The 25,974-nt window shown below is 52.0% G+C and carries 25 protein-coding genes, 4 tRNA genes and 1 riboswitch; of the genes, 23 read left to right on the forward strand and 6 right to left on the reverse strand.

The features are described 5' to 3' along the window. The first annotated feature begins 109 nt into the window (after window positions 1–109). Complete coding sequence (locus EDM58_RS08300) at window positions 110–1,264, forward strand: P1 family peptidase (RefSeq protein ID WP_281275081.1); 1,155 nt, start codon at window positions 110–112, stop codon at window positions 1,262–1,264. Here EDM58_RS08300 and EDM58_RS08305 read toward each other — a convergent pair. The 3 genes from EDM58_RS08305 to EDM58_RS08315 all read right to left on the reverse strand — a co-directional run bounded on the left by EDM58_RS08305 (window position 1,261) and on the right by EDM58_RS08315 (window position 4,033). Beyond that, a complete protein-coding gene (locus EDM58_RS08305) occupies window positions 1,261–1,815 on the reverse strand; it encodes a DUF3267 domain-containing protein (protein ID WP_246000589.1) in 555 nt (184 codons plus the stop codon). The genes EDM58_RS08300 and EDM58_RS08305 overlap by 4 nt on opposite strands. Window positions 1,816–1,900: 85 nt before the next feature. Then, window positions 1,901–2,755 (reverse strand): diaminopimelate epimerase, encoded by an 855-nt coding sequence (gene dapF, locus EDM58_RS08310; RefSeq protein WP_122912916.1) that lies wholly within the window; start codon window positions 2,753–2,755, stop codon window positions 1,901–1,903. Between the two features lie 12 nt (window positions 2,756–2,767). Further along, entirely contained in the window at window positions 2,768–4,033 is a 1,266-nt protein-coding gene (locus tag EDM58_RS08315; protein WP_122912917.1) for a dicarboxylate/amino acid:cation symporter, read from the reverse strand. A 174-nt stretch (window positions 4,034–4,207) separates the two neighbouring features. On the opposite strand from EDM58_RS08315, the gene EDM58_RS08320 reads away from it, so the two are divergent. The 19 genes from EDM58_RS08320 (at window position 4,208) to EDM58_RS08410 (ending at window position 20,205) form a co-directional block, all read left to right on the forward strand. Then, entirely contained in the window at window positions 4,208–5,212 is a 1,005-nt protein-coding gene (locus EDM58_RS08320) for a quinone oxidoreductase family protein (protein WP_122912918.1), read from the forward strand. Between the two features lie 264 nt (window positions 5,213–5,476). Beyond that, window positions 5,477–6,403: an ABC transporter permease gene (locus EDM58_RS08325; RefSeq protein ID WP_023557512.1), complete on the forward strand. Its 927-nt coding sequence runs from the start codon at window positions 5,477–5,479 to the stop codon at window positions 6,401–6,403. A gap of 8 nt (window positions 6,404–6,411) precedes the next feature. Next, the gene (locus EDM58_RS08330) at window positions 6,412–7,389 is read left to right on the forward strand and encodes an ABC transporter permease (protein WP_122912919.1); all 978 of its coding nucleotides are present in this window, start codon (window positions 6,412–6,414) and stop codon (window positions 7,387–7,389) included. 12 nt (window positions 7,390–7,401) lie between these two features. After that, window positions 7,402–8,403 (forward strand): ABC transporter ATP-binding protein, encoded by a 1,002-nt coding sequence (locus EDM58_RS08335; RefSeq protein WP_122912920.1) that lies wholly within the window; start codon window positions 7,402–7,404, stop codon window positions 8,401–8,403. Next, window positions 8,400–9,383, forward strand: a complete 984-nt coding sequence (locus tag EDM58_RS08340; protein ID WP_122912921.1) for an ABC transporter ATP-binding protein — start codon at window positions 8,400–8,402, stop codon at window positions 9,381–9,383. The genes EDM58_RS08335 and EDM58_RS08340 overlap by 4 nt, the downstream gene beginning before the upstream one ends. Before the next feature lie 86 nt (window positions 9,384–9,469). Beyond that, window positions 9,470–11,131 (forward strand): peptide ABC transporter substrate-binding protein, encoded by a 1,662-nt coding sequence (locus EDM58_RS08345; RefSeq protein ID WP_183187454.1) that lies wholly within the window; start codon window positions 9,470–9,472, stop codon window positions 11,129–11,131. Between the two features lie 225 nt (window positions 11,132–11,356). Continuing rightward, window positions 11,357–12,289 carry a manganese-dependent inorganic pyrophosphatase gene (locus EDM58_RS08350; protein WP_122912923.1) on the forward strand — a complete coding sequence of 311 codons (933 nt, stop codon included), beginning with the start codon at window positions 11,357–11,359 and terminating at the stop codon, window positions 12,287–12,289. 88 nt (window positions 12,290–12,377) lie between these two features. Beyond that, window positions 12,378–13,325, forward strand: coding sequence for an MBL fold metallo-hydrolase (locus tag EDM58_RS08355; protein WP_122912924.1), 948 nt, complete (start codon window positions 12,378–12,380; stop codon window positions 13,323–13,325). 66 nt (window positions 13,326–13,391) lie between these two features. Then, window positions 13,392–13,580: riboswitch (cobalamin riboswitch) on the forward strand. 179 nt (window positions 13,581–13,759) lie between these two features. Continuing rightward, window positions 13,760–14,755, forward strand: coding sequence for an ABC transporter substrate-binding protein (locus EDM58_RS08360; protein ID WP_122913049.1), 996 nt, complete (start codon window positions 13,760–13,762; stop codon window positions 14,753–14,755). A gap of 1 nt (window position 14,756) precedes the next feature. Next, window positions 14,757–15,794: a FecCD family ABC transporter permease gene (locus tag EDM58_RS08365; protein WP_122912925.1), complete on the forward strand. Its 1,038-nt coding sequence runs from the start codon at window positions 14,757–14,759 to the stop codon at window positions 15,792–15,794. 4 nt (window positions 15,795–15,798) lie between these two features. Then, window positions 15,799–16,578, forward strand: a complete 780-nt coding sequence (locus EDM58_RS08370) for an ABC transporter ATP-binding protein (protein ID WP_122912926.1) — start codon at window positions 15,799–15,801, stop codon at window positions 16,576–16,578. Between the two features lie 26 nt (window positions 16,579–16,604). Further along, window positions 16,605–17,174, forward strand: a complete 570-nt coding sequence (gene cobU / locus EDM58_RS08375) for a bifunctional adenosylcobinamide kinase/adenosylcobinamide-phosphate guanylyltransferase (protein WP_122912927.1) — start codon at window positions 16,605–16,607, stop codon at window positions 17,172–17,174. A gap of 263 nt (window positions 17,175–17,437) precedes the next feature. Next, window positions 17,438–18,097, forward strand: coding sequence for a YitT family protein (locus tag EDM58_RS08380; protein WP_122912928.1), 660 nt, complete (start codon window positions 17,438–17,440; stop codon window positions 18,095–18,097). Window positions 18,098–18,310: 213 nt separating this feature from the next. Next, on the forward strand, window positions 18,311–18,892 hold the full coding sequence (locus tag EDM58_RS08385) for a hypothetical protein (RefSeq protein ID WP_122912929.1): 582 nt from the start codon (window positions 18,311–18,313) through the stop codon (window positions 18,890–18,892). Window positions 18,893–18,910: 18 nt separating this feature from the next. Beyond that, window positions 18,911–19,714 (forward strand): hydroxyethylthiazole kinase, encoded by an 804-nt coding sequence (gene thiM, locus EDM58_RS08390; protein ID WP_122912930.1) that lies wholly within the window; start codon window positions 18,911–18,913, stop codon window positions 19,712–19,714. 97 nt (window positions 19,715–19,811) lie between these two features. Further along, window positions 19,812–19,904 (forward strand) — tRNA-Ser (locus tag EDM58_RS08395). Window positions 19,905–19,912: 8 nt separating this feature from the next. Next, a tRNA-Arg gene (locus tag EDM58_RS08400) sits at window positions 19,913–19,986 on the forward strand. Between the two features lie 39 nt (window positions 19,987–20,025). Further along, window positions 20,026–20,101: transfer RNA gene (locus tag EDM58_RS08405), tRNA-His, on the forward strand. Between the two features lie 19 nt (window positions 20,102–20,120). Beyond that, window positions 20,121–20,205 (forward strand) — tRNA-Leu (locus EDM58_RS08410). A 77-nt stretch (window positions 20,206–20,282) separates the two neighbouring features. On the opposite strand, the gene EDM58_RS08415 is transcribed toward EDM58_RS08410, so the two are convergent. Further along, window positions 20,283–21,197 (reverse strand): EamA family transporter, encoded by a 915-nt coding sequence (locus EDM58_RS08415; RefSeq protein WP_122912931.1) that lies wholly within the window; start codon window positions 21,195–21,197, stop codon window positions 20,283–20,285. Between the two features lie 236 nt (window positions 21,198–21,433). Between EDM58_RS08415 and rarD the strand changes: the two genes are divergently transcribed. Then, window positions 21,434–22,327 carry an EamA family transporter RarD gene (gene rarD / locus EDM58_RS08420; RefSeq protein ID WP_122912932.1) on the forward strand — a complete coding sequence of 298 codons (894 nt, stop codon included), beginning with the start codon at window positions 21,434–21,436 and terminating at the stop codon, window positions 22,325–22,327. Between the two features lie 70 nt (window positions 22,328–22,397). Here rarD and pdxK read toward each other — a convergent pair whose 3' ends face one another. Both pdxK and EDM58_RS25650 read right to left on the reverse strand, forming a co-directional pair. Then, window positions 22,398–23,213 carry a pyridoxine/pyridoxal/pyridoxamine kinase gene (gene pdxK / locus EDM58_RS08425; RefSeq protein ID WP_122912933.1) on the reverse strand — a complete coding sequence of 272 codons (816 nt, stop codon included), beginning with the start codon at window positions 23,211–23,213 and terminating at the stop codon, window positions 22,398–22,400. 157 nt (window positions 23,214–23,370) lie between these two features. Beyond that, entirely contained in the window at window positions 23,371–23,541 is a 171-nt protein-coding gene (locus EDM58_RS25650; RefSeq protein WP_171819389.1) for a hypothetical protein, read from the reverse strand. Window positions 23,542–23,770: 229 nt separating this feature from the next. Here EDM58_RS25650 and EDM58_RS08430 point away from each other — a divergent pair, with 229 nt between their 5' ends. Further along, the gene (locus tag EDM58_RS08430) at window positions 23,771–24,472 is read left to right on the forward strand and encodes an ABC transporter ATP-binding protein (RefSeq protein ID WP_122912934.1); all 702 of its coding nucleotides are present in this window, start codon (window positions 23,771–23,773) and stop codon (window positions 24,470–24,472) included. Window positions 24,473–24,498: 26 nt separating this feature from the next. Beyond that, a complete protein-coding gene (locus EDM58_RS08435) occupies window positions 24,499–25,956 on the forward strand; it encodes an ABC transporter permease (protein WP_023557494.1) in 1,458 nt (485 codons plus the stop codon). The last annotated feature ends 18 nt before the right edge of the window (window positions 25,957–25,974 follow it).

Here is a 25,974-nt window from a genome sequence, read left to right on the forward strand (position 1 = left end):
GCGGGGTGTTTTTTGTCGAAAAATCATGCTGACTTTTGAAGAAGGAAAACATTAGACCAAATATTCAAAAAATTATAAAATAGGACGAAAAACAGAAGGTGTGAGGAACATGTACGACCAGGAAATGGACAACCGTTCTTATTCGCGCAGAGAATTTCTCACCAAAGCAGCCATGCTTGGTCTAGCTGCAGCGGTCCCGGGCAGCCTGTTGGCAGGCGCCGATCCTGTCAGCGCCCAGGAGTCTGCAGCATCCCAGGCAGCGGCAGGCACAGCGGCAGCACCGGCGGACAGCCTGTTCCAACCGGGCGGTACGATTGTCGATGTGCCAGGGGTCAAAGTTGGACAAATGCAGGATCTGAAAGCCATGACAGGGTGTACAGTTGTAGTGTTGGAGGAAGGCTCGCCATGCGGCGTAGATGTGCGCGGATCGGCACCGGGGACAAGAGAGACGGATTTGCTGAATCCGATCAATATGGTAGAAAAGGTAAATGCCATCGTTTTGACAGGGGGAAGCGCATTTGGCCTCGACTCCGCGAGCGGGGTCATGCGCTTTTTGGAGGAGCAAGGCATCGGACATCCGGTAGGAGTCGGTGTTGTGCCGATCGTACCGGCAGCCGTGATCTTTGATCTGTCCTTTGGCAGCGCCAAGGTTCGACCCGATCAGAAGATGGGATACGAAGCTGCCAAAATCGCCAGCAAGAATCCCGTCAAGCAAGGAAATGCAGGAGCGGGGACAGGGGCGACAGTAGGCAAGCTGGCTGGTGGCAAGCGGGCGATGAAGGGAGGATTGGGCTCCGCATCCGTCCGGCTGCCAAATGGTCTGGTCGTAGGGGCAGTGGTCGCAGTCAATGCCGTCGGACAGGTCCAGGACCCCGTTACAGGGGAAATCCTGGCGGGAGCACGCGACGACCAGGGGCAGATTCGCGATGCCTTGTCCTGGATGATTGAGCAAAGCGCACCGCCTGTTCCAAGCGGCACGAATACGACGATTGCCGTCGTCGCCAGCAATGCCAATCTGAACAAGACGCAAGCCAACAAGGTAGCGCAGATGGCGCACAACGGCCTCGCGAAGTCCATCTTTCCCGTCCATACCATGAGTGACGGCGATACCATATTCGCGGTAGCTACAGGCGGAGTGGACGCATCGGTCAACCTGGTCGGGACCTTGTCTGCTGAGGTTCTGGCGGCAGCTGTCGTCAATGCCATCAAAGCGGCGGAAGGGGCAGAGGGGCTGCCAGCTTACCGCGATCTGGCCTCCCGCTAATCCTTGGACTGCGTTGGCTCCGTCACGTACGCGATATATCCAATGCCATCCGTAACATCGGCGATTCGCGTCTCTTTCCCGAATTTTCGCAACGTCCAGAGGATGTATCCATCTCCGAATGCGCCGAGAATCATGATGATGCTCCACAAATACCAGAAGAGGGATTGCGCATAAAGAGCGATACAGTACGGAATGATCCCGAGCAAGAAGCCGGGAAGAATGACCGCCAGACGATAGTAGAAGATCGGAAGCGGTCGTAAGCAGCAGGCGTAGAAAATCATTTTTTTCCACACCACGCCAAAACGAATATCGGACCAGGCTGCTTTTCCACTCAGATAAAACCCAAGCCCGTGCAAGGCTTCGTGGACGACAATCCCCACCGCGATCAAAAGGATAAAGAACAGAAGGTCCGGCAGCGTAATGGAAAAATGAATCTCCTCACCATACAAGAATATCGATATCACGAAGAACAGAACGGAAAAGACAGCTCCGTAAACGTTTGCCTTCCAAGGCTGCAAGGTGACATGCTGCTCTTTCACATGTGTTTCCAAGAATGATACCCCTCCCAGTCGTTGTAAACGTGATGAAAGCCCTTCCCTGACAGGAAGGGCTTTTTTCGCATGAGTCGGTCTTTTGCTACAGCCAAGCATCCGGGAGAAGCTCGCCGGAGGCTACTATTTTAGCGTTTCCTTCCATGATTACTTCCTGTGCCAGCCCATCTGCAAGCTGATAGGAAATTTGCAGGATGCCGCCCCGAGTATGGACGTTGACAGGAGAATCTGCCTCTACCAGCCCCAGCATTCCGGCAATGACCGCCGCGGCTGTCGAGCCGGAGCCGCATGCATAGGTCTCCGCTTCGACTCCGCGCTCGTAGGTTCGGATCTGCAAGGTATGCGGGTCCAGGACCTCGACAAAATTGACGTTGGTCCCTTGAGGGAAGTGAGTTTTATCATAGCGAATCTGTCTGCCCCAGTCAATGATTTGCCGATCGGAAATCGCTGCGAGGCCGTCGACGAACCAGACCGTATGGGGGACCCCGACCCAGCCGTAATGATACAGCGCAGATGGACCATCTGTTGGATAGGGCTGATTCAGCTTCAGCTCATTCAGTACGACATCAGGATAACTTACGCTTACGAGCTGTGATTCCGGTTGAATGTGCGCATGGTAGAACCCTGCCAGAGTTTCGAACCACATCGTGTCCTTTGCTATACCGACGGCATGGGCGAAGCGGGACAAGCATCTCGCTCCGTTGCCGCACATCTCCCCTTCGCTGCCGTCTGCGTTGAAATAGCGCATCTTGAAGTCCGCACGATCGGAGTGCTCCAGCATCATAAAGCCATCAGCCCCCAGCGAGATTCCTCGCGCGCATACGCGTTGGACAAACTGGGACAAATCAAAACCGTCCATAATCCCCTGGCGATTGTCGACGACGATGAAATCGTTGCCGCAGCCGTTCATTTTCATAAAAGGAATCTTGAGAGAGGTCACGATTGTTCTCCTTTACATGGAAGCCGTTTCTTCCTGGCCGAGTATCTTCTTCTTCATCCACTCTTTCCCGTCGACGATGCGTGCGACCATCATGCTGGCGACAGTATCACCGGTAGCGTTGACCATGGTGGCAGGCGGATCGACTAATGTACCGAGCATGGCGATGATAGGCAGTGCCTCAGGAGGAAAGCCGTACATGGTGACAATCAGCATCTCTCCGATAAAACCGCCGCCCGGAACACCGGACATGACGACCCCGCTCAATACGGCGATCATGATCGCGGTCAGATAGGTGTCCAAACCGTGGAACGGCATATTAAACAGTCCGAAGATGAATGAAATTTTCAGGATTGCGCTCAGACAGGATCCATCCATATGGGCGGTAGCTCCGAACGGGATGACAATCTCCCGCACGTCCTTGGGAACGCCGATTTTTTCGGTAGCTTCCAAATTCACCGGAATCGTGGCGACGCTGCTGCCAGTGGCGAAGGAAGTAACAGCGGGAGAGATCGCATTTTTCCAGAAGAGGCGAGGTCCTCCCTTGCCCATGGACAGATAGGCGTATATTGTGAAAGCGATCAGAAAATAAAGGAAAGAGATCGGATAGTAGATGACCATCGCTCTCGCATATGAGCCCAGCAGGTCGGGACCAAACACGCCGACCAGGTTGGCGAAATAGGCGCCAAGACCGATGGGAGCATAGTACATCAAAATCTTGATCATCTTGATCATGACGTCCGACAGGGCATTCAATCCTTCCGCGACTTTACGTCCCTTCTCGCCAGCCAGACTGACAGATAATCCAAATAAGATCGAAAAGACAATGAGGGCAAGCATGTTCTTGCGGGATAAAAGATCGCTGAAATTGGACACGGTGAAGGCTTGCACAAACTGGTCAGCCGTGTTGAGCTGGTTGATTTCTTCCGGTGCCTTCAGTTCCACGTTGATTCCTTCTGATGGCGGAAAAATCGAGACTCCGACCAGCATGAGGATGGATGAGATAATGCCGGTAATCACGAAGACGGCGAGCATGACCCCGAGGATTTTTCCCAACCGCTTTAAGTCGACGATGTTGGCTACTGCGCTGCTGATGTTGACGAAGACGAGCGGGACGACAATCGTAAACATCATGTTGATGAAGATGTCGCCAAAGGGCTTCAAGGCCTCGGCGTCTTTGCCCATCATGATCCCGATGACAGCACCAAGCGCGATACAGATGAGGAGCATAATGGGATAGCGATACGATTGCCAAACACTGCTTTTCGTTCCTGCAACCATACAAGATTCCCTCCCTATCAAAAAAATCATAAAGTCTAGTATCATTATACAGACTTTCTTTTTAAAATCTTCAGAAAATAATTTGTGGTGACAGAATCTTTTTTGGTTGTGCTACCATAAGACTGGTAGGAAAATTTTTCAAGGAAGAAGTCAGCAGATGGGGAGGAATTATGGATGAAAGCCGTGATGGTCACTGCTTTTGGCGGCCCGGAAAACATGATCTATACCGACACGCAGCTGCCTTTGATTCATGCCAAGCAGGTTCTGATCCGGGTTGCAGCCACCAGTGTGAACTTTGCAGACATCAAGGCCAGATACGGAAAAAAGGGAGGAGGCAAACTTCCGTTCATTCCAGGCTTGGATGTGGCAGGGGTGGTTGAACGCGTAGGAGCGGAAGTAACGCATATTCAAGCGGGTCAAAAGGTCATCGCATTCCCTGCCAACGGCTCGTACGCCGAGTATGTGGCTGCGGACGAGGATCTGACCTTCGCCATTCCGGATCATCTGGATTTCCGAACAGCAGCAGCGTGCCCAATCGTCTCCTTTACTTCCTACAAGCTGCTCGCGGACGTAGCGAGGGTAGAGCAAGGAGAGACTGTACTGATCCACGCGGCGTCAGGCGGAATCGGGACTACGGCGATTCAACTGGCAAAAATGCTGGGGGCAGGGCTGGTTATCGGCACTGTCGGCAGCGAGAGCAAAGCGCAATTTGCCCGGGAAGCAGGAGCCGATACCGTCATATGCCATCAGCAGGAGGATTTTGCTGCGCGGGTCAACGAGCTTACCCGCGGAGTTGGAGCTGATGTGATCCTCGACTCGATCTCCGGACGTGTTTCCGAACAAAGCATGGCTTGTCTGGCCCCCTATGGCAGGCTCGTCCATTTCGGCAACGCGAGCGGTGAAGTGGGGAATTTCCAGACGGTGGATCTGCATGCAAGTTGCCGTTCGGTACTCGGCTTCAGCTTTGGTACGACACGGCAAAAACGCCCGCATCTGCTTCGACCCGTAGCGGAACGAGTCCTGCCCCTGATTGCGGACGGGAAGCTGCAGATCAAGATAGGTCGCACGTTTCCTCTGCAGGAAGCTGCTTTGGCGCATGAATGGGTTGAGAGCCGCCAAAGTACGGGAAAAGTAGTGCTGGAGGTTAACCAAGGGATCAGTGCGGGTCTGCAGGAATAAAATCATTCATAGAAAACTCTCATTCGATTGCCTTGCAATCAGGGATGAGAGTTTTTTACTTTTACTATAATATATATTCGCTATTAAAATTTCTTATAGCAAATCGCTCGAAACCAATATATGCAATATAGGACTATTGTTTACTAGCACTTGACGGATTCCATTACTTTCAAGCTATAATTGACTTATAATTTAGATTTATCAAATATTTATGAAAATGCATCTGCATGCATGAAAACATCCACGAAGGAGAGGAGTGAGCAAATGGGTCGTTATATTGTGAAAAGGATTGTCGCAGGACTCATAACCATGTTCGTACTGACAACCGTCACCTTTTTCCTCATGCATGCGATCCCGGGGGGACCGTTCAGCCCCGCAGAAGAACGAAAAGTACCGAAACAGGTACTGGAAAAAATCGAAGAGAAATACGGTCTGAATGACCCGATTCCTGTACAGTATGTGAACTACTTGAAGAATCTGGCCCAAGGGGATTTCGGTCTTTCGTTCAAACAAAGAGACGTGACCGTGAATGAGATCATCGAACAGGGGTTTCCCGTTTCCGCCAAAGTCGGGAGCATAGCCATCGTTGTCGCATTGCTGGTGGGAATTCCGCTCGGGATCACGTCCGCGATCAAAAGAGGGAAGTGGGCTGACTGGCTCGCGATGATTATCGCGACTGTAGGAATTTCCATTCCCAGCTTCGTATTATCGGTGCTGATGCTTTTCTTGTTTGCTGTCGTGTTGAAGGTCTTGCCGACATTCGGACTTACCTCCTGGCAGCACTACATTCTTCCCGTTGCCGGACTTTCGTTTGGCCCCATCGCCTACATAGCGAGATTGATGCGCTCCAGCATGCTCGAAGTGATGAGATACGACTACATCCGCACGGCCCGTGCCAAAGGTGTGCATGAGCTGAAAGTCATTTGCAAGCACGCATTGAAAAATGCCATTATTCCTATTGTTACCTATTTGGGCCCATTGGTGGCCATACTATTGACCGGGAGCTTTGTCATTGAGCGGATTTTCTCCATCCCCGGGATCGGCAGGGACTTCGTGACAGGGATCAGCGACCGTGACTATTCTGTCATTTTAGGCATGACGGTCTTCTTCGGAGCATTCATCGTCGTCGCCAATATCATTGTGGATGTTCTCTATGCGGTGATTGATCGTCGCGTAAAAATGGATGAGTAGGTGATGATATGATTCATACGGCCCGCATGAAAGAAAGAGAAGATGGCCCGTTCTCCCCGGGCGCTGCTGCTGATCTTCCAGACGACCTGTTTGAAAAGCTGGATGAATCCGATCGGCAAGACAATGAAGAGATTACTCGTCCGAGCAAGTCATACTGGCAGGATGCCTGGTCTCGCTTTCGCAAAGATCCTTTGGCGATGATCGGCTTATGCGTCATCGTCGTGATGGCGGTCGCAGCCATTTTCGGACCTATATTTTCTGAATATACATACGATGGTCAAAATTTAGAAAACGGGAACCAACCTCCTTCTGCCGAGCACTGGTTTGGAACGGACAAGTTTGGACGAGACATTTTCGTCAGAACGCTGTACGGTGCGAGAATCAGTCTCTTGATCGGGTTTGTCGCTGCAGCCATCAACATGGTGATCGGCATCATCTACGGCGGCATATCCGGGTATTTTGGAGGCAGAGTCGACATGCTGCTGATGCGCATCGTCGATATCATGATCGGGGTGCCGGATCTGCTCTACATCATTTTGGTGATGATGTTCCTCGGCAACAGTATCCAGAGCATCTTGATCGCCTTGTGCCTGACTTCCTGGATCGGGACGGCGCGTATCGTCCGCTCGCAGGTCGTGACGCTCAAGCATCAGGAATACGCACTCGCTGCACGGTCCATTGGTTCCTCCAATCTGCGCATCTTGTTTAAACACCTCATACCCAACAGCATTGGGCCGATTATCGTGACCGTTACCTTCCTGGTTCCATCCGCGATCTTTTCCGAAGCGTTCCTGAGCTTTCTCGGGATCGGGATTCAGGTGCCGATCGCAAGCTGGGGCACACTCGTGAACGACGCCATCCCCACTTTGTTTACCCAACCGTACCAGATGCTGTTCCCTGCGCTCGCGATCAGCGTAACGATGTTTGCGCTCAATTTTATCGGCGACGGGTTGAGGGATGCGCTGGATCCACGTCTGAAGAAATAGGGGGGATAACCTGTGAAATTGCTACAAGTCAACAATTTACGAACCACCTTCCATATCGAAGCAGGGCAAGTTCAGGCCGTTCGCGGGATCTCCTTTCATGTCGAGAAAGGGGAATCAGTGGGAATTGTCGGAGAGTCGGGCTCTGGAAAAAGCGTCTCCATGCTGTCGATCATGCGCCTGTTGCCTGACAACGCGAAAATCGAAGCGGACCGCCTTTTGTTTGATGGCATAGAGATCATGGATATGGATCATAAGCAGATGCGCCGGTTGCATGGCAACGATATCGGAATGATTTTTCAAGACCCGATGACTTCGCTCAATCCTTTGTTTACCATTGGCGATCAGCTTATGGAGCCGATTCGCATCCATTTGAAGCTTTCCAAGGCAGAAGCAAAGAAAAAGGCCATCGAAGTACTGAAAATGGTGGAGATCCCGAGTCCTGAAACCAGGCTCAATCAATATCCGCACGAATTTTCCGGGGGAATGAGGCAGCGGGTGATGATCGCCATCGCAATCTCTTGCAACCCCAAGCTGTTAATCGCTGATGAACCGACGACCGCGCTGGACGTGACGATCCAAGCCCAGATTCTCGATTTGATGCGGGATTTGAAAAAGAAAAGCAATACCTCTATTGTACTGATCACCCATGATTTGGGCGTCGTCGCCAGTATGTGCAGTCGGATCATTGTCATGTACGGCGGCCAGATCGTAGAGGAAGGCACGACGCGGGAAGTCTTCTACAATCCGCAGCATCCCTACACATGGGGACTGATTCGTTCCATGCCCAAGGTCTCCGAAGGGGAAAAGAAAAAGCTGATTCCGATCCCGGGGAGTCCGCCTGATTTGTTGGCCCCGCCGCAGGGATGTGCGTTCGCTGCCCGCTGCGAGCATGCGATGAAGGTTTGCACGAAGTATTCTCCGGCCGCCATCTCTTTGAGCGAGAGCCATCGGGCTGCATGCTGGCTGATGCACCCGAAAGCTGCAAAAGCAGAAAGAGAGGTGATTGGCTCATGACCCAAACGACTGAAAATCTGATCGAAGTCAAACATTTGAAGAAGTACTTTGATGTGAAAAAAGGCTTGTTCAGCCGCAGTGACCGCCAGCTCAAGGCGGTGGACGACATCAGCTTTTCAATCAAAAAGGGAGAGACGCTGGGACTCGTCGGAGAATCAGGCTGCGGCAAGACGACAGCCGGACGAACGCTGCTACGGCTGTATGAGCCTACCTCCGGACAGATCCTTTTCCACGGCAAGCCGCTGGAAAAGCTAACGCACAAAGAACTCCTGCCTTACCGCAAGAAAATGCAGATGATTTTTCAAGATCCTTACGCTTCTCTTGATCCGCGCATGACAGTGGGAGAGATCATCGGGGATCCGCTGGATGTGCATCGAATCTGCAAGGGGAAGGATCGCTCCGACCGGATCCGTGAATTAGTCGAACTGGTGGGCTTGAAGCGAGATCACATCAATCGCTACCCGCATGAATTTTCCGGAGGACAACGCCAGCGGATCGGGATCGCCCGCGCCCTCGCTGTAGAGCCCGAATTCATCGTCTGCGACGAGCCGATTTCGGCACTGGACGTCTCGATTCAGGCGCAGGTCGTCAATATGCTGGAGGACCTGCAGGAGAGATTCGGACTTACCTATTTGTTCATCTCCCACGACCTGTCGATGGTGCGGCATATCTCCCACAAAGTAGGGGTGATGTACCTGGGCAGTCTGGTTGAGATCGCGGATGCGCATGAGCTGTATACCAACATGCAGCATCCCTACACCAAAGCGCTGCTCTCCGCCGTACCTATCCCTGACCCGGATCTGGCAGAGAAGAGTGAACGCATTCATCTGCAAGGGGATGTGCCAAGTCCGCTCGACCCGCCGCCGGGCTGCGCTTTTCAGACGCGTTGTGCCTATGCCGTTGCGGCTTGTCGGGAAGTGAAGCCTGAATTAAAAGACATGGGGAATGGACACCAGGTAGCTTGCCACATCGTTTCCTGATCACGTATGGACGCAGGGACATGCCACAGATGAAAGCTGTCTTCCAAGACGGATTTTCATACATTACAGAAAAGAGGGGGAAGAAAATGAAAAAGCTCGTTGGCCTTTTTTTCAAATTATCTTTGGTTGCCACCATTATCGCGGGCTGCAGCTCCAGCAATACGACTGCACCCGGCAACACCAGCACGCCCAACACGAGCAATACGACAGAGAACAAAACCGAATCGCCGCCGAAAGAAAAGAAAGTCGTCTATGCCTTGCCTGCAGAACCGGAGACCCTTGATCCTACCTTGAACGTCTATTCGCGCTCCTCCATCGTCATGCAGAACCTGTTCAGGGGTTTGTACAAGATCAATAAGGATGGTCAGCCTGTTCCTTCATTGGCAAGTGACACCCAAATTGATGAGACAGGAACCAAATACACGTTCAAGATCAATCCGAACGCCAAGTGGAGTGACGGCAAGCCTGTCACCGCCCATGATTTTGAATACTCCTGGAAACGCGTGCTGAACCCGGATGTTGCCTCGGAAGCCGCGTTTGACCTCTTCTATCTGAAAAACGGACAGAACTATAATGAAGGAAAAGCAACGGCCGATGAGGTAGGGGTAAAAGCGGTGGACGACCAAACCCTGGAGGTACAGCTGGAAAATCCAACGACGTACTTCCTGAATCTCCTGTGTGCGACGTCGTACTATCCCGTGCGAAAAGACGTAGTGGATGGCAATGACGGATGGACGAAGACACCAGAAACGTACCTGGTCACAGGTCCGTTCATGCTGACAGAGATTCACCCCAAACAAAAATACGTGCTGAAGAAAAACCCGAACTACCTGGAAGCTGACAAAGTGCAGCTAGACACGTTGGAGATTGTTTTCATTGAAGCTGCGGAGGCAGAATTGGCTGCGTACACCAATGGAGAGATCGACGTTTCGGACAACATGAACAATGAATCGATGCAAAAATACAAAGATTCGCCCGAGTATTTTGCAGCCGACCGTATCGGTACGTACTACTTCGACTATAATACCAGCGTCAAGCCATTCGATGACGCTCGTGTCAGAAAAGCGTTCGCCATCGCCATCAATCGCGAGCAAATCGTGAGAAACGTGCTGCAATCTACGGAAAAACTCGCTTATGGCTTTGTACCGTACGGCATGCCTGATCTCGTCGATCCTTCCAAGGAGTACCGCGATGTCGTAGGAGATCTGTTCAAGGAAGACGTGGCAGAAGCGAAGCGCTTGTTGGCCGAAGCAGGGTATCCGGACGGAAAAGGCTTGCCGGAGATCGAGTTCATGACGATGTCCGGACAGACGGACAGGGATATCGCGCAGGCGCTGCACAGCATGTGGAAAGAAAACCTGGGCGTCGAAGTGACGATTAATATTTTGGAGTCGAAAATTTATTGGGATGAAATGAGAATGGGCAACTTTATGATTGCTCGTGACGGCTGGACCGGAGACTATCTGGACCCGATGACCAACCTGACCCTGTTTGAGACTGTCAATGCTGCAGACGGACCTCGCTGGAGCAACAAGGAGTACGACGCCTTGCTGCAGGAAAACCGCGAAATTCAGGACCAGGCCAAACGTTCCGCAAACTATGCCAAGGCTGAGAAAATCCTGATGGACGAAATGCCGGTCTTCCCGCTCTATTTCTATCAGGATACCTATTTGGCGAAGCCGCATGTGAAAGGCGTCATGAAGAACTATATTGGACACACCTATTTTGAATACGCTTATATTGAGTAGAAATTTGTGAAGCTCGCTGATCTGATTCGGCAAGACCCCTGGCTAATAAGTCGGGGTCTTTTTCTTTCCCTTCCTGCTCTCTTGTACGCTGTTGGTTGAGGGGGAGTGCAGGTCATGCATACGAGGAGCGTCGGGAGTGACGTATGAACGAATATTGATACGTGCGAATACCCTCTAAACTATGGTATAATTTTCTCGCCAAAACAAGTGTAAGGAGCATGTGACGTGGATAAAAAACTGATCTTCGGCCATAAAAATCCGGATACTGATTCGATCTGTTCTGCATTGGTCTATGCAGACCTGAAAAGCAAGCTGGGAGAAAACGTCGAAGCTGTTCGTTTGGGCAGCGTAAATGGCGAGACCCAATTCGTCCTGGATGCTTTCCAGGTAAAGGCTCCCCGCCAGGTGGAAACGGTAGCCAATGAAGTGAAGGAAGTCATCCTGGTCGACCACAATGAGCGCCAGCAAAGCGCGAATGATATTGAGCAGGTGCAAGTCGCAGAAGTGATCGACCATCACCGCGTCGCCAACTTTGAGACCAGCAACCCGCTGTATATGCGCGTTGAACCCGTTGGTTGCACGACGACAATCCTGAAGAAGCTGTACCAGGAGAACGGCGTGGAGATTCCCAAAGAAATCGCTGGCCTGATGCTGTCGGCCATCATTTCGGATACGCTGCTGCTGAAATCGCCTACCTGCACGGAGCAGGACGTAAAAGCTGCCCATGAACTGGCACAGATCGCCGGTGTAGACCTGCAGACATACGGACTGGCGATGCTGAAAGCAGGTGCAGACCTCAGTGAAAAAACAATTGCCGAGTTGATCTCTCTGGATTCCAAGGAATTCCAGATGGGAAGCGCAAAGGTAGAGATCGCCCAGGTAAATGCCGTCGATGTGAACGATATTCTGGCTCGTCAGGAAGAGCTGGAAGCGGCATTGAACGCCATTATCGAGAAAAAAGGACTGGATCTGTTCGTCTTCGTGGTGACGGACATCCTCAACAACGATTCGGTTGCCCTGGCGCTGGGGAAATCCGCGCAGGTCGTAGAGAAGGCGTACAATGTAAAGCTGGACGCAAACAAGGCGGTACTAAAAGGTGTTGTATCCCGCAAAAAACAAATCGTTCCTGTATTGACAGATACGTTCCAAGCACTGTAAAAAGTGGGGCTGCCAAGATGTGGCAGCCTCTTTTTCTTTCATGTGGTACAGTTAAGATACGATCAAGCTTGTGAAGGAGGAATTTTTTGTGAAACCACAATCTATCCTCGATTTGGGAAAGCGTGTCCATCTGATAGACGGCTATGATTGGGGCCTTCCGGAACGCACCGGGACCTACGTCATCGCTGAGGAGCAGTTGACGCTGGTGGAGACTGGGCCAAGCCCATCTGTCCCCTATATACGTGAGGGCTTGTCAGCTCTCGGTTATTCGCCCGATCAAGTGAAATACATCATCCTGACGCATATTCATCTGGACCACGCTGGGGGTGCGGGTCTGCTCTTGCAGGAATGCCCGCAAGCCGCGATCGTGGTCCATCCCAAGGCAGCGCGTCACTTGATCGATCCAAGCCGCTTGATTGCAGGGGCGAAAGCGGTCTATGGGGAGAAGTTCGACGAGCTGTTTGATCCCATTATTCCTGTGCCGCAAGAGCGGGTGCTGATTCGCGCTGATGGGGAAAAGCTGGAGATTGGACCGTCCTGCACGCTGGAATTTCTCGATACACCGGGACATGCGAATCATCACTTCAGCATCTATGATCCCATCAGCAACGGAATGTTTACCGGAGATACAGCGGGCGTCTACTACCGCCCCTTGAAACGGGAGGGTATTGATTTCTTCCTGCCGTCCACCTCCCCCAACCAGTTTGATCCGGATGCGACTCTTCACTCCATAGCTCGTTATCGCGAACGCCAGCTCGACTGCCTGTACTTCGGACATTTCGGCATGACGCAGGAGGTAGAGGAAGCGTATCGGCAGGTGGCAGAGTGGCTGCCTGTCTTTGTTGCGGAAGGAGAGCGGACCTTGGCAGCTGGACTGGGGCATGAAGAGCTTTGCGAGCGGCTCCTCGCCCTCGTGTCTGATTCCCTGTTTTCGCGCGGCATAGAGAGAAACCATGACATTTTTTCGATCATCAGGATTGATTTGAGCGTCTGCGCGATGGGCATCGTAGATTACCTGCAGAAGCGCGGAATGTGATCCAGCTTCTTTTTTGCTGGCAGGAATGCTATGATGGTACATGATGAATGATTGGCCACAGCTACATATGCGTTGCAGCCAACAGGTGCCTCGTCCATTCGGGAGAGGTGAAAAGGGAAGCCGGTGCGATTCCGGCGCGGTCCCGCCACTGTAAATCGGGTTGCATTCTCCATGCCACTGTTTTCGTGTAAAACGGGAAGGGGAGGGTGTCTGATACCCGCAAGCCAGGAGACCTGCCTGTTGGAGATAGCCTAAGGTTCCTTCGCGGAAAGGATCGGCTGTTCAGAAAGCGACGGATGGCGGCGAGATATGTTTGCGCGTCTGTTCATTCCCGTCCGACTACATGAGCCAGCCCTTGTTCTCCTTCGCGGATGCAAGGGTTTTTTGCTGTAACTGCACAGGATGGGCCTGCATGAGAAAGGAAGAAAATCATGATGAAGCATTTTGTAAAGTGGGGAATCCCAGCACTGCTCGCGTTTTCTTTGGTCGGCTGTTCCGGGCAAGGAGAGCCTCAGACACAACAGCCTTCTGCACCAGCTGAACAGACAGAAGCTTCGCAACCAACTGGCAACGATCAGGCCGCGCAGCAGACGGTGTACCCGCTGACGATAACGGATGCCACGGGCAAGACGATTACGATTGAGAAAGCGCCGCAGCGCATTGTCTCCACATCTCCGGCAGAGACGGAAATCCTGTTTGCTCTCGGACTTGGCGAGCAGGTGGTCGGCGTGTCTGATTATGATGACTATCCGGCTGAAGCCAAGGAAAAACCGAAAGTAGGAGGGGTCGTCAAGCCTAATGAAGAAGCCATCCTATCCCAAAGTCCGGACTTGGTCGTCGGCGGCATTTCCATGGATAAACAGGTGGCGGAGAAAATGCAATCGCTTGGCCTCCCCATGTACATTACACATCCCAGCAGCGTCGAAGACATCATGAACAATATTTTGACGATGGGCCAAATCACCAATCGACAGGTGCAGGCGGAAGAGATCGTCGCGGGGATGAAAGCCGATATTGCGCGTGTGACCGAGGCAGTCCAAAACGTCAAGCCGGAAGAAATGAAAAAAGTATATCTGGAATTTGCTCCTGGCTGGACGGTCGGCAAAGGCGAGTTTATGGATGAGTTGATCACCATCGCCAAGGGAGTCAATATTGCTGCGGATACGCAAGGCTGGAATCAGATCAATGAAGAGAAAATTTTGCAGGAAAATCCGGATGTGATCCTGTATGCCAGCGGAATGACGGATGAGAAAACGGGGAAAAAGCTGGAGCAAATCATCCAGTCGCGCAGCGGGTGGAATACGATCACGGCCATTAAAGAAGAAAAACTGTATGGAATGGACGAAAATATGCTGTCTCGTCCCGGGCCCCGCATCACCAAAGGGCTGATTGAAGTAGCGAAGGCGATTTATCCCGATCTGGTGAAGTAGCATGAAGGGACGCCTCCTTTTTTGGAGCGGAGTCGGGGGGCTTCTCCTGCTTCTCTCCATGGTCCTCAGTATTTCGATGGGTGCCGCCAATCTGCCGCCTTCGCAGGTTTGGCTGATTCTGCTGCATCAGGTACCGGTAGTCGGGGACTTCATCACCGTCTCCTGGCCGGAATCCGCTGAGCAGATCGTCATGAAGGTCCGTTTTCCACGGGTAATCCTGGCGGTATTAGTAGGGGCCTGTCTTTCACTTGCCGGGGCTGGCTTTCAAGGAGTTTTGCGCAATCCGCTCGCTGACCCCTACACGATGGGCGTCGCATCCGGCGCGGCCGTGGGCGCAGCATTTCTCATACTATTCGGGCTGCATATCTCATTCCTGGGACAGTGGAGCATCCCCTTGGTCGCCTTTCTGACGGGCTTGCTCAGTCTGTGGATTGTGCTGCGCCTGGCAAATACCCAAGGTAAGCTGCAGACCGAGACATTGCTTTTATCCGGGGTCGTCGTGCAGGCTTTTCTCGGCTCATTGGTGTCGTTCATGGTCTCCCTGTCTGACAAGGTCGTGAACGAGATCGTCTTTTGGCTGCTGGGCAGCCTGTCGTTTCGCGGCTGGGCATACTCCTACGTGCTGGTTCCCTATCTGCTGATCGGACTTGTGGTGCTCGTCAGCTACGCGCGTTCCCTCAATCTGTTTGCATTGGGAGAGAGGCAAGCAGCCCACCTCGGCGTTCATGTCGACCGGACCAAGCTGCTCGTGCTGATCATCTCGACCATGCTGACAGCGGCTGCGGTCTCCATCTCCGGGATCATCGGCTTCGTCGGGCTGGTCGTGCCGCATCTTGTTCGATTGATGATGGGGCCGGACTATCGTTTGCTGCTGCCGATGTCCACGCTTTTCGGCGGTATTTACGTTCTGTGGGCGGATACCTTGGCGAGAATGCTGCTCAGCCCAACCGAGATACCGCTCGGCGTGATTACCGCTTTTCTAGGTGCGCCCTTTTTCGCCTATTTGCTGCGGATGAGAAAACAGCAGGGGAGGGGATAGAGAGATGATACAGGTAAAGGGACTGCGCAAGTCCTACCAGGCAACTCCCGTTCTTCGCGACCTTACGTTTGAAGTAGCGAAGGGGGAGTTTTTCGGAGTCATCGGACCCAATGGCAGCGGGAAATCCACTCTATGCAAGCTGCTTTCGGGAGTAGTCGGTCTGGATGCCGGAGAAATTATTCTGGACGGCAAAGAGGTAGGCGGCTATTCGCGAAAGGAATTGGCCCGCCTTTTGGCGGTGTTGGAGCAGGAGGCTTTGCCGCCAGTCGGGTTTCTTGTCCGCGAAGTCCTGGAGATGGGCCGCTTTCCGTATCAAAACTGGCTCGGAGAGGATACGGAAGATGCCCAACCCTTGATTGATGAGATCGTTCACTTGTTGCGTCTGGAAGATTTGGAGCAGCGGTCGCTGGAGCATTTGAGCGGGGGAGAGAAGCAGCGGGTGGCTCTGGGCAAAGCTCTCGTGCAAAAGCCGAGAATCCTGCTTCTGGATGAACCTACGACGTATCTCGACATCGGCTATCAGATTCAGTTGATGGATATCGTGCGTAGTTGGCAGAAGACCACACAGGTGACAGTTGTCGCCGTACTTCACGATCTCAATTTGGCTTCTCTGTACTGTGACCGCATTTTAATGCTGAACCAGGGAAGGCAGATTGGCGTGGGGACACCGGAGCAGATTTTGCGCAGCGGCTTGATCGAGGAGGTATACGGGGTTCGACCGATTATTCTGGAACACCCTGTCCACCATTTGCCGCAGATCATGCTGCAAAGCGTCAGACCATAAGCGGGAAAAGGCGGGAGGGATTCGACATGGTGGTGATGGTGACAGGCGGAGCCCGCAGCGGCAAAAGCACGTTCGCCGAACGCTATGCCGCTCATCTTGGCAAGCGCGGGGTCTACGTGGCGACTTCTCCTGTGTTTGACGAGGAGTTGTCTGAGCGTGTCGCGATGCATCAAGCGCGCCGGGAGATATCCTCTTTTCCATGGGAGACGATCGAGGAACCGTATGATCTGACAGGGAAGCTGGAGGAATTGGCGCAGCGTCCGGATGTGTTGGCGGGTGAGACGGTGCTGTTGGTAGATTGCCTGATCCTCTGGCTTTCCAATTGGCTGGTTCGCGATGAGCAGCAGCATGATCTAGCGTTTTTGCTGCAAAAGGTATCGGAACTCCGGCAGGTGATTTCCTCCTTTCCGGGCACGCTGCTGCTCGTTACCAACGAGGTAGGCTATGGAATTGTGCCGGAGTATGCGCTGGGACGGATTTTTCGCGACGCGGCAGGCATGATGAATCAACGGGTGGCAGAAGCAAGCGAGCAGGTTTTCTTGGTCACAGCGGGTATTCCGCAGGAGATCAAAAGCAAAGCTTTTCCCTTTGTGTAAAGGGCTGCTTCAATTTTGCCTTTTTTTGTGATATAATAGAAAAAAAAGCAATGGAAGGGATAAGGATACCATGCGTCCCTACAGGACGGTTTGGAAACAATTTGACCTCTCCTATATCTAGCTTCGTAGTAGTCGATCGTCACTTGGGCGGTTAACCTACTACGAAAGCGAGGCCATTTGTATGAGTAGCGACTTACACTTGCGAATATCCTCCGTAGTTGGTTGGCAGCCCTTGCCAAAACCGACAAAAATGCGAGGAATTCATGATGAGGAGAGCGCTGCAGTCGATTCAACACTACGGTATGATTTTGTTTGGAGCTTGTTTGCTTGCTTTTGCTTACTATCACATTAATTATCAGAACCACCTGTCAGAGGGCGGGTTTGTCGGTCTGGGACTTTTGGCGAAATACGCCTTTGATGTGTCTCCAGCACTGATGATGCTTGTATTGGATATTCCTTTGCTCTTGGTGGCTTGGCTTGTAAAAGGGCGCCAGTTTATCTGGAACACGGTCATTGCATCGTTGGTGTTTACAGGCTTTTACGAAGCGTTTGAAATGTTTTCACCCATCGTCATGGACATGAGCTCCATGATGCCGGTCGCTTCCCTTTTGTCTGGTGTGTTGACCGGACTTGGTACGGGGCTGGTCCTGCGATTTGGCGCAGCGACTGGCGGCGATGATATTTTGACCTTGTTGCTCAGCAAATACACAGGTCTTACAGTCGGGACAGTCTTTCTTTTGATGGACGTCATGGTTCTCAGTTTGTCCTTCTGGTACGTACCGATGAAGGAAATGATCTATACGATCCTGGCTGTATTTATCTCCAGCCGCGTGATCAACTGGAGTATGGGAAAGGGTGCTGCTTCTACGGAAGAGGTACAGCCAGCCCATGGACATGGGCGTGTTTCCCTGCATCATCGATAATGAACGTGAAGTGCATAAGTACGTGCATGGCATATAGCAAATCTATCAGCCTTGATAGGCAGCAACACCCTTTCATGAGACAGGCGCCGCCCGCGGAATGGCCAGTCATCATGAGGGGGTGTTTTTGTTTTTTGCGACTTCCGGCGCATATCAGACTCGGCCCTGACATCCGATACCAGAAAAGAGAAGAACAAGGGCAAAGGAGAAAGCACGATGACAACCTACTACTATTTTACCTGCACAAAATGCGGGACCAGAGGAGGTTCTTTGGAGAGTCAGGCATGGGGTTGGGGCAACTTCGACATGATCGAATCGTTTAAATACCTTGCCTACCATATTGAAAAATGCGGAGAAGATTCGATCCGGGTCATTTCCGAAGAAGTGGAGCAGTACGTGGATCTTTTGCACGATGAATACAATCAGTTTTTGGAGGAGACCAAGCATATTTTCCCCCATTCCAAGGACTGGGAATTTCTTGCTCACGCGAAGACTTTGACGGTAGATGAGCTAAAACAGAGATGGGTGGATGAACAGACCATTTCGGTCTCTGATGAGCGTGTGAAAATAATGGGTCAACTGCAGGGAATTGAGATCGTAAAGGAAGGACCTGGATACTTCCATTTTCTAGGGCGTGTCGCTTGCCAGAATGGCCAGTCGTGGAAAGTTCTGGCCCATACAAGGGAATTGCCTCAGATGAACCAATCCTATATGATCATGGGAGTGAGGCTGCAGCATCCAGAGTATGGTGAAGTGCTGGAAGTCCAAAAACTGCTGCAAACGTCCCAGAAAGCGTAAAGTGAGAGGAGAGTCCTCATGCAACTAGAGTTGGTAAAACAGTGTTTGGAAAAGGTACGCCAGGTCAATCCGTTGGTTCATCATATCACGAATGTGGTTGTCACCAATTTTACAGCGAATGGCTTGCTGGCTTTGGGAGCATCCCCTGTCATGGCCTACGCCAAGCAAGAGGTTGCCGAAATGGCGCGGATTGCCGGCGCGCTGGTTCTCAATATCGGAACCTTGAACGAAACGGAAGTGGAAGCCATGCTGATAGCCGGCCGATCTGCGAATGAGCATGGCGTGCCCGTCGTTTTGGATCCGGTAGGGGCAGGTGCGACGCAGTACCGGACACAAACGGCACGAATGATCATGGAGCAGGTCGACATTTCCCTGATCCGCGGCAATGCTGCGGAGATTGCCCACGTATTGGGCGAAAAGTGGGAGATTAAAGGTGTTGATGCCGGTCAAGGAGATCAGGACGTAAGCGTGCTTGCACAAAAAGCGGCGAGACAATGGGGGACGACGGTTGTAATCACAGGAAAAGAGGATGTTATTACTGATGGCGAGCGGATCTTACGGGTCGGCAACGGTCATGCGATGCTGACCAAGGTGACAGGTACAGGCTGCCTGCTCTCATCCGTGATCGGAACCTTTATGGCTGTGGAGTCGGACACCCTCGTGGCGGGAGCGGCCGCGCTGGTTTGTTACGGGGTAGCGGCTGAAAAGGCAGCAGAAAAGGCGGCAGACGAAGGGCCGGGTAGTTTTCAAATTCAGTTTCTCAATGAGCTGTACAAGATTGACGGGACTGACGTATTGCGGATGGGGAAGCTGAAGCGGTAGATACTGGATGACATACGCTCGTGGTCATGAGCTTGAAAAGACAGACGAGTTGTGTTAGATTATTGTCGTTGCCTGCACAAATCAGGTGCAGGTGCATGGATGGATGTCCGAGCGGCCGAAGGAGCACGATTGGAAATCGTGTAGGCGGGGTCAACTCGTCTCGTGGGTTCAAATCCCACTCCATCCGCCAGATTACATGTGCCCTTAGCTCAGCTGGATAGAGCGTTTGACTACGAATCAAAAGGTCGGGAGTTCGAATCTCTCAGGGCACGCTTGTCTTCCTTCGGAGGATAGTGGAAGAATGGAATATGGCGGTCGTGGCGAAGGGGTTAACGCACCGGATTGTGGCTCCGGCACTCGTGGGTTCAAGTCCCATCGATCGCCCCAATTTTGATTTCACACTTTTGCGGTCGTGGTGGAATTGGCAGACACACCATCTTGAGGGGGTGGCGGGGCGACCCGTGCGAGTTCGAGTCTCGCCGACCGCACCATACGGTTTTATAGATAAGATAAAGCCCAGCGTCTGGCCGTCAAGGCCTGATCGCTGGGCTTTTTTTATATCGAATATCTAGTAGGAGCCGCTTTTCTCCCGGAGGCGTCGCGCCGGGAAGATGAGCTTGCGCCACTTGATCTGTGGTACGGCTATGGCCGCCAGAATCATCAGGACACCGCTCCATTGCAAGAGATCGACCTGCTCATGCAGCACGAAGTTGGCCAAAAGGACCACCGCCGGCAGTTCCATGGCGCTTAGAATCGTCACGAGTCCATTGCCGAGACGCGGAACACTGACGGCCAGACAAAAAATCGGAATCACGGAGCCAAAAAGTGCTACCAGCAAGGCATACGGCAACAGCCCGTCCAACAGTCTGCCATTGATGAGGAAGGCTGGAGGATACACCACAGAGAGAAGCAGTGATGCGAGACAGATCGAGATGGCGCTGCGCAGATAAGGATTGAGCGTCGGCAGGATACGTCCGCTCATGAATATGACGACTGCGAAGGAAAAGCCAGAGAGCAGACCGCATACCAGCCCGAACAGATTCACGTTCCCCAGGCCATTGCCGCCAAGACCGCTGGCGAAAATGGTTCCAATCGCAATGATGAGAATAGAGATCCATTTTTCCAAACTGGGCCACTTGCGGTTGGCGATGGCTTCGAGCAAAATTCCAAACCAGGTAAACTGAAAAAATAAGACGATGGCGAGAGAAGCAGAGAGATGGCTAACGGCCTGGTTGTAAAGAAAACTGGCCAAGGCCATCATCAGGCTGACAGGAATCAGTGTCCACACATAGCGGAGGCGAAACCGTTCCTTGGAAAAAACTGCTGAGAGCAGTGCCATAATCAGACCGCCGAATAATAGTTGACCGCCGCTCAGCTCGATCGGTGTGTACCCGGCCGCAAATCCGAGCTTCATGACCATGGAAAGGACGCCGTAACTGCAGGCTCCAAGCAAAACAAGAAAAACAGAACGCCAGTATGTCATGGATGAACTTCCTTTCATATGACTAAACTAGTTCGAATAAAACTATTGTACTATGGAAGGATTATTGGTACAATTAAAAATTTGCATCCTTTATCCTGCTACTGTGCTAACAGGATGACGAGCCAGGAGCAACAGCCTTCCCTGCGAAGTGCAAGTTGCAATAGCGGGAAAACAATCAATCCGCTACACTAGAACATGATGCAGTTATTCGTGGCAAATATTGGGGGCTGAATAAGATGAGACGTGGGGTCCTGTATGCAGTCATCGCGTATTTGGCGTGGGGATTGCTCCCGTTGTACTGGAATGTGTTTGCGGCAATGGGCTCATTGGAGATTCTTGCCCACAGGATCGTCTGGTCGTTTGTTTTTGTAGGTTTGCTGTTGGGTGTCACCAGACGTTGGCGGCAGATGAGAGGGGCGATGGCAGGGACAAAAGGGAAAATCGCCATGATGTTATGTTCGCTTTTCATCTGTGCGAACTGGCTCATCTACATTTGGGCGGTCAATCACGGAAAAGTGATGGAAACGAGCTTGGGCTACTATATGAATCCTTTGCTCAGCGTGCTGTTTGGGGTTGTGTTCCTCAAGGAAAAGCTCAAACTCGGGCAGTGGGTCGCACTGGGGCTTGCCGCAGCAGGGGTACTCTACATCACGTTCCAATACGGGGAGTTTCCGTGGGTGGCGATCTCGCTTGCTCTCTCATTTGCCTTGTACGGTTTGACGAAAAAGCAGCTTCAGGCGGATGCGTTGAGCGGGGTTGCGTGGGAGACGCTGTTGGTCGTACCAATTTCGATTCTCTATCTGAGCATCCTCCAAGGCAACAATACGGCGACAGCATGGGCAATGGAGGGCTGGCAGATTGCTCTGTTGATGCTCGCAGGGGTCGTCACAGCCTTGCCGCTTCTGTGGTTCGCAGAGGCGACGAAATATTTGCCGCTTTCGACTATTGGCTTTATTCAATATCTTTCGCCGACGATCTCTTTGCTGTCTGCCGTCTTCTTGTTCGGCGAGGCGTTTACGACATCGCATTTGATCAGTTTTTCCTTGATCTGGGCAGCGCTGGTGGTGTATACGGCCAGCTCGCTTCGCAAAAAACCGCAGTCGGCACCCTTGCGGACAAATCCTTCATAGCGAATCCAAAAACTCCTGACACTTGGGCAGATTGCCGAAGATGTCAGGAGTTTTTGGATGGTCGTATTTGTTATGCTTTCTCGCGCTGGCGATACGCGCCGTGATGGGTCGGACCCACATATTGATTCAAAGCGAAGGAATGGCGGATTGCTTCGGTAATGAAATCCTTGGCGACGAGAACCGCATCGCGTACGGAGCTGCCTTTTGCCAGCTCGGCGCAAATCGCAGCGGCAAACGTGCAGCCTGCCCCGTGCGTATAGGTCGTGTTAAAACGCTCTGCTTCCAATACTTCAAATGTCTGTCCGTCGTAAAATACGTCAACCGCGTGCTGATGCTCCAGTTTGCCGCCGCCTTTGACGACGACATTGGCTGTCCCCATCGCATGGATGCGCTTCGCGGCTTCTTTCATGTCGTCGACGCTTTTCAAGGCACCCAGTTGACTGAGAATGCCAGCCTCGAACAGGTTCGGGGTAGCGATGGTCGCATGAGGAAGGAGAACCTCGCGCAGGCTAACCGCGATCTCGGGATGGAGTGCTTCATCGGCTCCCTTGCAAATCATCACGGGGTCAACCACAACATTTTTCAGTTGATACTCTTTGATCTTACGTGCAGCTAGATCGACCAGATCGGTAGAGCCCAGCATTCCGGTTTTCACAGCGTCTACGCCGATTCCAGCAAGAACGGTTTCGATTTGTTTTTCCAACACGGCTACGTCAATCGGAAATACCTCGTGGAACCAGCTGTTGCGAGGATCTTGCGCCACAATGACAGTAATGGCAGTCATCCCGAATACGCCGAGCTCCTGGAAGGTTTTGATGTCCGCCTGCAGACCGGCACCTCCGCTGGTGTCAGATCCTGCGATGGTAAGTGCTTTGCGAATAGTCATGTACGATTATCTCCCTTTGTTACCGCATATGAAGGTGCGGATCTAGTCCTTTCTCTTTATTGAAGAGGAAAAAAAGTGGGATGTCAATATCATACCCTGGATACGAGTAAAAGCCTCCTCCATGATGGAGCAGGCTAGTTGATTGGTATTCTGAAATCTACATGGATACTGCGTGATGGAAGGAGAAGTGGATCGGCGTGGACATGCTTTTGGAACGTTGCTGTGCCAGCTTTTTTGCCGCTTTGGCAGCTTCAAACATGCTTGGTGCTTTGACGATTTCTACCCATTGGCGTGTGGCGGTCTCAAATAAAAAACGGTACATTCTCATCGATTATCGCCCTCTCGTCTATTCTTCACATCTATATTGTATCAAGGAATTGGCAGCGATTGTTAAAGCTGATGTTACATAATCATGAAAAGTTTCTTGCATTATTATGAATTTTTAAAAATGGTATAAACATGCGTTACATTTTTCCATTATCATACGTCTTAGTATTGTACAGCAATTTTTTTCCTGGGAATTTCGCAATTTACACAAATGGGGTGCAAACAAACAGATGGCAAACGCTACGGGAGAACTGACTGTGAAGGAAGTGAATCACAGCTATGGGACAGGCAAGATCAAGGTTCCGGTGCTGTTCGATATCAATCTTCATATCAATCAGGGTGAATTCGTCGCGCTCTGCGGCTCCTCCGGCTCGGGGAAATCGACGCTTTTGAATCTGCTGGCTGGCTTGACCAAACCAGAGCAGGGAAAAATCTTTGTCAGCGGAGAAGAGATCTCGCGTTTCAACGAGAACGAGCTGTGCTTGTTTCGGCGCAGGTGCATGGGGTTTATCTTTCAATCCTACAACCTCCTGCCTAATTTGACCGCTTTGGAGAATGTAGAGCTGCCCTTGATCTTTTCCGGGGTCAGCGGGAAAAAAAGGCGGCAGAAAGCAACCGAAATCCTGAATCGCGTGGGACTGGAAGGACGGATTGACCACAGACCGAACGAATTGAGCGGCGGGCAACAGCAGCGTGTCAGTATCGCGCGCGCGTTGGTCAATCAGCCGAGCATTATCCTCGCTGACGAGCCGACCGGTAACCTGGACAGCAAGACCGAGTTGGAAATTTTGGCCTTGATGAGAGAGATGAACCGGGAAAACGGGACGACCTTCATCATTGTTACGCATGAACAAGAAGTGGCGGAGCGATCCGACCGGGTCATTTACATGCAGGATGGAAGAATTGTAGAAAAAAGAACAAGGCCTGCGTAGAGGTGTGGGTATGAGGTGAACACGAAGTGAAATGGACTGATTCTTTTCGAATTGTATGGCGAAATCTTTGGCGCATGAAGCTGCGTACGGCTCTGACATCCGTCGGGGTCATGATTGGGACGGCGGCCATTGTCGCGATGATTGCCTTGAGTCTGGGACTGAAGGATAACGCGGTAAAAAGCCTGGAAAACTTCGGAAATTTAACCGAATTGCCGGTGGAACCGATGTATTGGAATGAGGAACGAAACGAACCAATCCCGGATGACGAACGGAAAAAGCTGAACATGGCAGCCGTTCAAGAGCTGAAGGCCGTTCCCGGGATCGCTGCGGTCATGCCGATGAAGCGGCTGTACGAACAAGCCAAGCTGAAAGTAGGCAGGCGCGAAGGCTACGTCGAATTGATCGGTGTAGATGTGCGGGAATCTGCGGATTACCGGAAGAACGATATCGAAAAAGGAACTTATCTGAGCGGCTCCCCGCAGGAAATCGTGATCGCCTATGGCGTAGCGCGGGAATTGCGTGATTTGGAGAAGGAAAAAAGGGAAGAAAGACGTCGCAATGCAAGCGGCGGGCGGCAAAGCGGAGGCGGAGGTGTGGAATATTGGGGACCTCCACCGGATATGGGAGAAAACCAGCCAACCCTCAACCTCGTCGACAAGGCGGCAACGCTCATCGTGACGCGAGAGTACCGCGTTGATGACGAACCGAAATATGAGAAAAAAGAAGTGCGGGTGCGCATTGTCGGTCAGCTCATACAGGCAGAGGGGAATCGGTACCAGGATATGCGCTCGGTATATGCCCCGTTCGAGATGATCAAGGAATTGAATGATTGGGTCATGCGCAGCAGAGGCGATGAGGGATCTGTCTCGCCTCGCTCCCGAGAGCAGGCCAATCAGCAGAATGAGCTGGTATTCGACCAGATCACAGTCAAGGTCGAATCCCGTGAACAGGTGGAGAGTGTCGTCAAAGCCCTGAAAGAAAAGGGCTATGAAGTCTGGTCGCCCGCCCGTGAACTGGAGACGATCAACAACTTCTTCTTCGTCATCCAGCTCGTGCTAGGCGGAATCGCAGCGATCTCCTTGCTCGTCGCGACGATCGGAATCGTCAATACGATGATCATGTCGATTCTTGAGCGGACGAAGGAGATCGGGATCATGAAGGTAATTGGAGCGACCGTGTTCAACATTCGCTGGCTGTTCCTGATGGAGTCCGGCTTTATCGGACTGATCGGCGGTCTGGCGGGATTGGGAATTGCATGGGGGGCTGTGGAGCTCGTCAATTTCCTGGGATCCTCCAGTGATGTGATGCAAACCATGGGCATGGGCTTTGGTTCAAGCGAAGAAAGTTCACGCTTGGCCTACATTCCAAGCTGGCTGGCGCTCTTTGCCATCGGTTTTTCATTTATTATCGGCTTGCTGGCGGGAATTTTCCCGGCAATTCGGGCATCCCGACTCAGTGCGTTGCAAGCCATTCGATCTGAATAAAGAAATGTGGGGAACAAT

This window comes from Brevibacillus panacihumi, assembly GCF_003710985.1.
GTDB classification, from domain to species: domain Bacteria; phylum Bacillota; class Bacilli; order Brevibacillales; family Brevibacillaceae; genus Brevibacillus; species Brevibacillus panacihumi.